The organism is Bacillus sp. MBGLi79, assembly GCF_002953915.1.
The window spans coordinates 2,247,721-2,255,496 of record NZ_CP026521.1; the positions used below are offsets into that span (position 1 = coordinate 2,247,721).

12 protein-coding genes are annotated in these 7,776 nt (G+C 39.8%); 9 read left to right on the forward strand and 3 right to left on the reverse strand.

Translation table 11 applies throughout. The features are described 5' to 3' along the window. The coding region (locus C1T29_RS24810) for a hypothetical protein (RefSeq protein ID WP_231516558.1) at window positions 1-201 on the forward strand (201 nt) is incomplete at its 5' end. On the opposite strand, the gene tatAC is transcribed toward C1T29_RS24810, so the two are convergent. Further along, window positions 172-360 carry a twin-arginine translocase TatAC gene (tatAC, locus tag C1T29_RS11165; protein ID WP_103748739.1) on the reverse strand — a complete coding sequence of 63 codons (189 nt, stop codon included), beginning with the start codon at window positions 358-360 and terminating at the stop codon, window positions 172-174. The genes C1T29_RS24810 and tatAC overlap by 30 nt on opposite strands. Before the next feature lie 185 nt (window positions 361-545). On the opposite strand from tatAC, the gene C1T29_RS11170 reads away from it, so the two are divergent. Further along, window positions 546-944, forward strand: coding sequence for a hypothetical protein (locus C1T29_RS11170; protein WP_095432840.1), 399 nt, complete (start codon window positions 546-548; stop codon window positions 942-944). Window positions 945-1,011: 67 nt separating this feature from the next. Here the strand turns inward: C1T29_RS11170 and C1T29_RS11175 are convergent, their stop codons facing one another. Further along, window positions 1,012-1,446 carry an SRPBCC family protein gene (locus tag C1T29_RS11175; RefSeq protein WP_103748738.1) on the reverse strand — a complete coding sequence of 145 codons (435 nt, stop codon included), beginning with the start codon at window positions 1,444-1,446 and terminating at the stop codon, window positions 1,012-1,014. A gap of 257 nt (window positions 1,447-1,703) precedes the next feature. On the opposite strand from C1T29_RS11175, the gene C1T29_RS11180 reads away from it, so the two are divergent. The 6 genes from C1T29_RS11180 to pghL all read left to right on the forward strand — a co-directional run bounded on the left by C1T29_RS11180 (window position 1,704) and on the right by pghL (window position 6,480). After that, window positions 1,704-1,892: a hypothetical protein gene (locus tag C1T29_RS11180; RefSeq protein ID WP_095432842.1), complete on the forward strand. Its 189-nt coding sequence runs from the start codon at window positions 1,704-1,706 to the stop codon at window positions 1,890-1,892. A 146-nt stretch (window positions 1,893-2,038) separates the two neighbouring features. Beyond that, entirely contained in the window at window positions 2,039-2,845 is an 807-nt protein-coding gene (locus C1T29_RS11185; RefSeq protein ID WP_071581683.1) for a hypothetical protein, read from the forward strand. 4 nt (window positions 2,846-2,849) lie between these two features. Beyond that, complete coding sequence (locus C1T29_RS11190) at window positions 2,850-3,467, forward strand: DUF4166 domain-containing protein (protein WP_103748737.1); 618 nt, start codon at window positions 2,850-2,852, stop codon at window positions 3,465-3,467. Further along, window positions 3,464-5,104 carry a YndJ family protein gene (locus C1T29_RS11195; protein ID WP_103748736.1) on the forward strand — a complete coding sequence of 547 codons (1,641 nt, stop codon included), beginning with the start codon at window positions 3,464-3,466 and terminating at the stop codon, window positions 5,102-5,104. The genes C1T29_RS11190 and C1T29_RS11195 overlap by 4 nt, the downstream gene beginning before the upstream one ends. A gap of 77 nt (window positions 5,105-5,181) precedes the next feature. Next, window positions 5,182-5,496, forward strand: a complete 315-nt coding sequence (locus C1T29_RS11200) for a hypothetical protein (protein ID WP_103748735.1) — start codon at window positions 5,182-5,184, stop codon at window positions 5,494-5,496. A gap of 225 nt (window positions 5,497-5,721) precedes the next feature. Beyond that, on the forward strand, window positions 5,722-6,480 hold the full coding sequence (pghL, locus tag C1T29_RS11205; protein WP_040083043.1) for a gamma-polyglutamate hydrolase PghL: 759 nt from the start codon (window positions 5,722-5,724) through the stop codon (window positions 6,478-6,480). 26 nt (window positions 6,481-6,506) lie between these two features. On the opposite strand, the gene C1T29_RS11210 is transcribed toward pghL, so the two are convergent. After that, window positions 6,507-6,956, reverse strand: coding sequence for a YndM family protein (locus C1T29_RS11210; protein ID WP_014664120.1), 450 nt, complete (start codon window positions 6,954-6,956; stop codon window positions 6,507-6,509). A gap of 215 nt (window positions 6,957-7,171) precedes the next feature. Here C1T29_RS11210 and fosM point away from each other — a divergent pair, with 215 nt between their 5' ends. Further along, complete coding sequence (gene fosM, locus C1T29_RS11215) at window positions 7,172-7,606, forward strand: FosM family fosfomycin resistance protein (RefSeq protein ID WP_040083042.1); 435 nt, start codon at window positions 7,172-7,174, stop codon at window positions 7,604-7,606. The last annotated feature ends 170 nt before the right edge of the window (window positions 7,607-7,776 follow it).

Sequence of the window (7,776 nt, forward strand, 5' to 3'; positions counted from 1 at the left end):
ACTCCTCCTTTATTTATAATACGTTTTATTATATGGCGAGTTGATTTTGCGGCTTGGACAGTTAAAATCACAGAAGGAAAAAAGGGCTGTCCAAATGGAAGAAAAAAGACAGATGACATAGAAACAAATCAAAATAAAGAGCCGATTTTTCATCGGCCCAAACGATTTATCTTATATTTGTTTGTCTTCTTTGTTTTCTGAATCAATTTTTCTTATATCCTGAGTCAGTCCGCTGGTTGCTTGTTTAAATTCTGATAAGGCTTTTCCTGCTGCACGGCCAAGCGCCGGCAGTTTATCAGGTCCAAACACTAAAAAACCTACAAACAAAATAACGAGTATTTTTGTAAAGCTTAATTCCATATCCCTTTCCTCCTGATTGAAGTACAACCTTTTACACAAATTATAAGAGATGGCAGTTCAAATGGGAATGCATTTATTTTGACAAATTAAAACCAGCACAAAAGCGGATTCTTAAAACGGCTGCTGCTGAATATAATGTCCAATGCCCTGCTTAAGATGATTGAAATAAAGGAGAGGTGTAGCTGATGAGATTTACTAAGGTATTTGGATTTTTGTCTGTTTTAGGGCTGGCGGCGGTTTTTCCATTAACGGCACAAGCAGAAAAAGCGGGAACTGCGGGAGCTGGAGAGTGGGATAAATTGGGGACTTACACATATACCTACTCAAGTCCCGCGGTATACTCGAGCGGAGGAGATTTTAGAGTGTGCCTTTCAGGAAGCACTCCTTTTTCTGTCTCACTGCACTTATATGAGGATGATGCCGGTGACAATCCTGATGATTATGTAGGGTCAAACTATTTTTCACCCGGAGAATGCTACACCTTTGGCAGTATTGGAAAATTTGTAGACGGGAGCAATAACAAGGCTGAGTTTTTTGTCACCGATTACTCTGGAAAATCTAAAGCGGTTACGTTTTATGATTGATGTGCTCAAATTGCGAAGTACAACCCTTTGTTAAAAACAAAAAAGAGAGAGGTATCTCTCTCTTTTTTTATTCTTCGACAGCCTTACGAAGCCGTTCATTTACGATGCCAGTCCAGCCGCCATCCATCTTATCGCGAATGACGGAGCTTTTCTCGTTTGCTTTGCCGATCAATACATTCGGCTCTTTCCAGCCGCCGTGAATAAGGGTAAACTTCGTTTTTTCCCCCAAGTCTTCTAATTGAAAGGTAACGAGCCATCCATCTGTATCCCATTCAAAAGAAAGTTCAGTTGGAGCGTGAACATTCAAAACTTTACAAGGGGACGGTCCGAACGGTGATTGCAAGTGGAATTCTTGTCCTTCTTTGAGCTGAAAGTCATTGGGCATAAACCACTTGGCAATGCCTTCTGAAGTGGAGACTGTCTCCCAGACTTTCTGAATGGGAGCCTCCAGGGTAATGCTTTTCGTAATATCTGGTAATGTATTTTTATGATTTTGAACCATTTTGTTTACCTCTTGACATAAGATGTTTTTTCAATTTAATCATATAATAACTAATAAGATCATGTCCATAGCTTGCATTGTTTATGCTGCAGCTGCTGATGAATAGTGTATCAGCCGAAAATGTATAGTTGTGATTGCATTCTTGCTTATGTTTGGGTCAGGTTCCTGTAAGCCCATTTATTTTGAGCGATTTTGCTGCGCTTATCAGTTTTGTTTTAATAGTAAATCTGCCATTTTTCTAAAACAGGAGGTTTTTTATGCTTGGAAAAATCAAAGCAGCCATTGATAAAAGTCCAGGGAAGCCAGCCAGAATCGTAGTTAGTGAAAAAGCGTTTCAGCAATTAAAGGAAGAAATGCGCTTTGTTTATGTTTCCAAACCGAAAACGATAATGGGGATTCCTGTGGAAGTTTCAGATCAGGCAGAAAGCTTCAAACTGGAATTTTAGTTGATCCAAGACTGTCTAAAAAAGGTCAATTATGTTATGCTAAAATGTTCAATTTGATTTCTTGAAAGCATGATGAAATGTTCATCATGATATGTGCGCAGTAATCTTCACTTAGGAATTGCTTGAAATAGAAGGGAGGAGGGGCTATGAGACAGAAACCGATTTATGTAGAAATCGAAATGAATTCTGATTTGGATACACTCTGGGAATATACACAAAATCCATCACTGCATAAGGAGTGGGATCTCCGGTTTTCAAATATCACGTATTTGGATAGACAGCCATGCGAAAAACAGAAGTTTCTTTACGAAACAAGAATAGGTTTTGGGTTAAAGGTGTCAGGTACAGGAGAAACAGTCGGCGTTTTCGACAAATGTTCAGCTGAAAGATCTTCCTCACTGGCTTTCGGCTCAAATCATCCGTTATCTCTGATTCGGCATGGAAGCGGGTACTGGAGGTATATACAGAGAGAAAATGGGAAAATGACGTTTTTAACACAGTACCAATATAAAACAGCCTACGGACTGCCGGGCATGTGGATCGATCGTTTATTATTTCGGCCGCTGCTTGGATGGGCGACTGCCTGGAGCTTTGATGCATTAAGGCTTTGGATTGAGCAAAATAAACATCCGAAACATTTCATTCGATCTGCTGTCGTCTATGTGTTCATGTGCCTGTTTTTCAGCCTGTTTTGGTTTAATCAAGGCTTTACAGATGTTGAAACAAGCATTTTGGCAGGGACAGCGGAGATAGGTTTAGCTATTTTGTGGCTGATTCCTTTAAAAAGAAAATGGATCATTCATGGTGTCCAGGCTTGTATCTTTGCTTTGTTCGCTTGTCTAGGTTCCGATATGCTCATATGGGTTCTGTTGAGTGTGTTTTCTGCGGCAAGCGGTGCTCTTAGCCTGCAGCTCCCTAGTGCCATGCGCACAAATCGAAAGAGAAAGAAGTGACATTGTGAGTTCGATTTATGAAAAATCAATTATTAACTACCATTTGCTCCATCCCAAGCTGCGGAAACGGTATCAATTAGACGGGTCTCATACCTTTAGCGGGACGGGAACGATGTCAGAAATCAGCGGAGGCTCTTTTCTGGTTAGAATGCTGTTAAAGCTGGGCGTTTTGTTCAGATGTTTCTTTTCAGAAAGAGGCAAAGACATCCCATTTACGATACAAAATAGATCTTGCCTTATGAACTCGGAACATATCGGGATAGAATGGAACCGTACATTTTTCTTTAAAGGCAAAAAACGTTTCTTTGACGCGATTATGATATACGACGAGAAAGAAAATAGAATCCTTGATTTCTTTGGTAAACCTCATCTGCTGCTGTCTGTTTTGTCGTTCGAGGCATCTCATGACGGCTCTCTTACGATCACATCAGGAAAGCAATGGCTACTGATATGCGGAAAACGAATCCCGCTGCCAAAATGGCTGACCGGTACATCCGTAGTTTGCGAAACATTTGATGAAAGAAAGAATTGTTTCACCATTGAAGTGCATGTGCGAAATACAATTCTCGGCACTCTTTTCTTTTATAAAGGAACGTTTCAGGAGGAAGAAAGGGCATCATGAAACGAAATGGCATTGTCAGTGCGCTTTGTTTTATAGGATTTATTGCAGCAGAAGCACCGGATATTTCAGTGGCAGAGGCACTCGTTTTGTTATCCATTCTTTTTTTCGTGCCGGGAATTTTCCCTTTTGTTTTTCGTCAATCGCAGCTTCGTGCTGCTCAATTCATTGAATACGGGCTAATCCAGTGCTATCCGGCAGCCGCATTCTTTGCAGTGCTGGCTCTTGTGACAGAGATTGGTGGTTTCGCGCTAATCTGGTGGATGTACACAGTTTTTATTGCAATGTATGCGATCCTCCGCCTTTGGGAAACAAAGATACATAGAATCGAAGAGACATCTGTTTTGTTCGGTCTTATTTATTTGGCGGGAGGAGGATTTTGGTTTTTTGCTTATGCTGACCATTTGCAGATCATGCAATTTGGCCCTCTCATCATTTTGTTGACCGCTGTCCACTTTCTCTATTCTGCTTTTCTGATCCCGATCTTCAACGGTTTACTCGGCAGAACCATTAGAAAGCATCGAATGTTGTACAATTGGATAACATGGGTGATTTTGCTTTCGCCCCTTCTGATCGCACTGGGCATAACCTATTCAAAAACACTTGATGTCATTGCAGTTAGCATTTATATGGCGGCGATTTATCTTCATGCATTTTTGGTGTTCACGGCAGCTTTTCGCACCAAGACGGGGGCATATCTTATTCGGCTTTCTTCCGCTGTTTTAATGATTACGATTGCTTTCTCGATGATTTATTCATTTGGTGTATTTCGGCAAGAAGTTACATTGACCATTAATCAGATGATTTGGATTCACGGTTTTGTAAACGCGTTTGGTGTTATCTTGCCCGCTCTCATAGGATGGAGAATAGAGGATCCGAAGCCTTTTGATGCAGGCCGTATAAAGACCTTCAGCCATATCTTCGGAAAAAGAAAGATTGGAAAAGACTTTTTAGCTAACATTCAAGCTGAGAGTAACGTCCGGTACAGCGGACTTGTGGACGATATGGACAGCCTTCGTTCAAAGGATTTTTCACCTGAAAAACTGGCACCGCTCATTCTTTCGTTTTATGAACAAACCATCGAATACAATATCAAAGCAAAAGTAACATGGAACATGTGGTTTCATCCGCTTGCAATTGTTTACGAATGGTTCAGCAGAAGAACCGGCCAAATACATCTTTCGACGAACCCTGACTGGTATAGAATGTACAGCGAAATAAAAGGTGTTCATTCAAAAAAAGACGGAAGAGAAAAAGTACGTGCCTGGATTAGAACAAATGAAAAAAACGAAACCATTTTTACCGCGCTATATTCAGTGTACCGTTCAAATGGAGAGGGGTATATGAATATTTCTTTGCCGCTTCCATTTAGCAGCATGACAGGTATTTTAAAACCATATCATCATCAGGAGAAGCTGATTTTAACAAGCAGGCGGAGAAAAAGCAGAGCGGGGGATGAGGGAATTTATCTGCAAACAAGAGCGGGAACTTATCCGCTTCCTTTATCTGAAACCTTTCTGATAGAAGCTGCACATGACAACAAATTAACCGCTGTTCATCACATGTGGCTCTTTGGAATAAAATTTCTAACTGTTCATTACAGCATGACACATATTAACCGGCCTATTGAAAGAACCTAACATAAAGAAGAAGCTTCGTCTGCCAGTTGCTGCATTTCAAAATTCTGCGCCGCATCTAGACAGGAAAGGAAGAATTTATGATGTTTTATATCAGTTTATTTCTGATTCTTTGGCTGGCTGCGGGGTTTGCAGTGGGAATGAAACAAGTGTATGTCGATCAACTGTTTGATAAAGCTGTGATCGAAAGGCTGGAAAAAGAAGCGAATGATCATGGACACGCTGACCGGATGATCAAACAGCGTGTCCTTTATATCGCAGCAGTGACATTAAGCGGATTTATTTCTGTTTATCATGAACTTAAAACAATTCCGCAAAGGCGAAACATAAAAAAAATTGAAAAAAACATCATGAAATTAAATCAAGCAAAAAAACGAAGAATGAAGAGAAAATAAAAAATGCACAGGCCAAATGGCAGGTGCGTTTTTGTTTTGTATGGAAATGTGTGGAAGTGGTTCCAGATTCCTTTTCATAAATTCAAAAATGAGAAGAACAGCGCCCGGGCTAATGGTATATAATATTGTGAATTTAACAAAAATTTAACAAGGAGGACAAGAGAAATCGTGCTAAAGCCTCAAAGAAACCGACATCCTGTTGATTTGGACTTAGAGGCGGAGTAGATGAAACCGGCCAAAGTATCCCTGCTCCGCCGTTTGCTCCATTCCTTGAAGCATGTTGATTGTAACATAGCCAAACGTTTTCCATCAACTATTAAAATTGTAAAATTATTGTTAATTTTTATGGTGTTTACTCCGATTTCTTCAATTTATGCTGAAGATGTATATCAGAATTTTGAGGAATTAAAAAACAATGAAGACCCTTCTGATTACGACATTGTTACGAAAGAAACCGAAAGCCCTGTACTTGTTTTAGCCATTCACGGAGGAGGTATTGAAGGCGGGACAAGTGAGGTAGCGAGAGAGCTCAGCAAAGAGTACTCGCTGTATTTATTTGAAGGCTTAAAATCGTCGGGAAACTCAGTCCTGCACATTACAAGCACACATTTTGATGAACCTCGGGCCCTGAAAATGACGGAAAATCATGAATATGTCATTTCATTGCACGGATACGCAGAAGAAGATCAGCAGATCGAAGTTGGCGGTACAGATCGCGTAAGAGCGGCAGATTTAGTTGAGAAGCTGCAACATGCCGGTTTTCCTGCTGTATTGCTCAATACAGACCATCCGCATGCGGGCGTTAGTCCGAATAATATTGCAAATAAGTCAAAAACAGGTTTAAGCATCCAGATAGAAATGAGCACAGGCTTTAGAAAGTCTTTGTTCGGCATCTTTTCTTTAAAAAGCAGAGCTGTTACTCAAAATGAGAGGTTTTACGATTTTACAGAAGAGATGTCCCGTTTTCTCAAAAATAGCTACTGAAAAATAGGAGGCAATTAGACAGCCTCCTATTCCTTATGCTTCTCATTCGTTTCGGGAAACAGCTCGTCCGCGGTTTCCGTTTGATACTGCAACGTGTTATCTCTGGCTGACAGTTCATTTCGGAAATTTTCATCAAGCACATTTTTCAGTAAATACCGATGAAAAAAGTATTCAAATACAGTAAGACAGGCAGCGGACAGAAGAGCAGCTCCAAATGGTGAAAAATCGTTTCTTGTTTGGGTTAAAACAAAGACCCAAAGAATCACGAAAGAAAGGCCAAAGTCAGCAAGTGAAGCTGTAATATTGTTTGTTCTCGGTAAGACGAGCATGTCGCCAGATAGATAGGAAACAAAACCCAAGAAAAGTGCAATAAACATCACGCTCAAAAAGGATGCGTGATAGACTCTGTCCAAAATCACATATAAAAGGGCGAGAGTGAAAGCAATCTTTGAAGCAAGCGCAATGATATGTTTCATTTGACCACCTAAATTGTTATTTTTTGAAGAAAATTCTTGGGAGAAACAAGTGATAAACACGGCAATTCGATCTCAGTCATAATGGTCATGACGATTACAGTGATTATTTTAAACAATCCGTTTTTGTTTACACTGGTATTTTTTTCAGCTGTATGAAACTTTCTTATGAAAAAGGTCGTATATGTAGATGATCAGCTTTCAAGGGGGAATGGTTTATGGAGATAAAAGGAATCAATCACTTGCTATTTTCAGTTTCGCATTTGGATACATCGATTGATTTTTATCAAAAAGTGTTTGGCGCAAAGCTTCTGGTAAAAGGGAGAACAACTGCATATTTTGATATGAACGGGATCTGGCTTGCGCTTAATGAAGAAGCAGACATCCCCAGAAATGAAATTAAGTCTTCTTATACTCATATTGCTTTTACGATTGAGGATCATGAATTCGAGGAAGTATCAGCGAAATTAAAAAGACTTCATGTCAATATTCTGCCTGGCAGAGAACGAGATGAACGCGATCGAAAATCAATTTATTTTACCGATCCTGACGGCCACAAATTTGAATTTCATACCGGAACCCTTCAAGACAGGCTTCGATATTACAAACAAGAAAAAACACATATGTCCTTTTACGACGATACGGCCTTTTGATATCACACACCATATATTGTTCAAATCATATTTACTTGTTTTATATAGCTCACGACGATTTAGAGAGGTGAGCGGTTTTTAACAGAAAAATGAACTAAATAAACTATGTGCTAAATTTTCATTATATTCAATCGCCTCGCCCCTTAATAAATATGAAACCATATCCTTTC

Bases quoted from the DNA above. Each gene is read 5' to 3' on its own strand.
- tatAC (WP_103748739.1), bottom strand. From the start codon at position 360: ATGGAATTAAGCTTTACAAAAATACTCGTTATTTTGTTTGTAGGTTTT.
- C1T29_RS11170 (WP_095432840.1), top strand. From the start codon at position 546: ATGAGATTTACTAAGGTATTTGGATTTTTGTCTGTTTTAGGGCTGGCG.
- C1T29_RS11175 (WP_103748738.1), bottom strand. From the start codon at position 1,446: ATGGTTCAAAATCATAAAAATACATTACCAGATATTACGAAAAGCATT.
- C1T29_RS11180 (WP_095432842.1), top strand. From the start codon at position 1,704: ATGCTTGGAAAAATCAAAGCAGCCATTGATAAAAGTCCAGGGAAGCCA.
- C1T29_RS11185 (WP_071581683.1), top strand. From the start codon at position 2,039: ATGAGACAGAAACCGATTTATGTAGAAATCGAAATGAATTCTGATTTG.
- C1T29_RS11195 (WP_103748736.1), top strand. From the start codon at position 3,464: ATGAAACGAAATGGCATTGTCAGTGCGCTTTGTTTTATAGGATTTATT.
- C1T29_RS11200 (WP_103748735.1), top strand. From the start codon at position 5,182: ATGATGTTTTATATCAGTTTATTTCTGATTCTTTGGCTGGCTGCGGGG.
- pghL (WP_040083043.1), top strand. From the start codon at position 5,722: ATGAAACCGGCCAAAGTATCCCTGCTCCGCCGTTTGCTCCATTCCTTG.
- C1T29_RS11210 (WP_014664120.1), bottom strand. From the start codon at position 6,956: ATGAAACATATCATTGCGCTTGCTTCAAAGATTGCTTTCACTCTCGCC.
- fosM (WP_040083042.1), top strand. From the start codon at position 7,172: ATGGAGATAAAAGGAATCAATCACTTGCTATTTTCAGTTTCGCATTTG.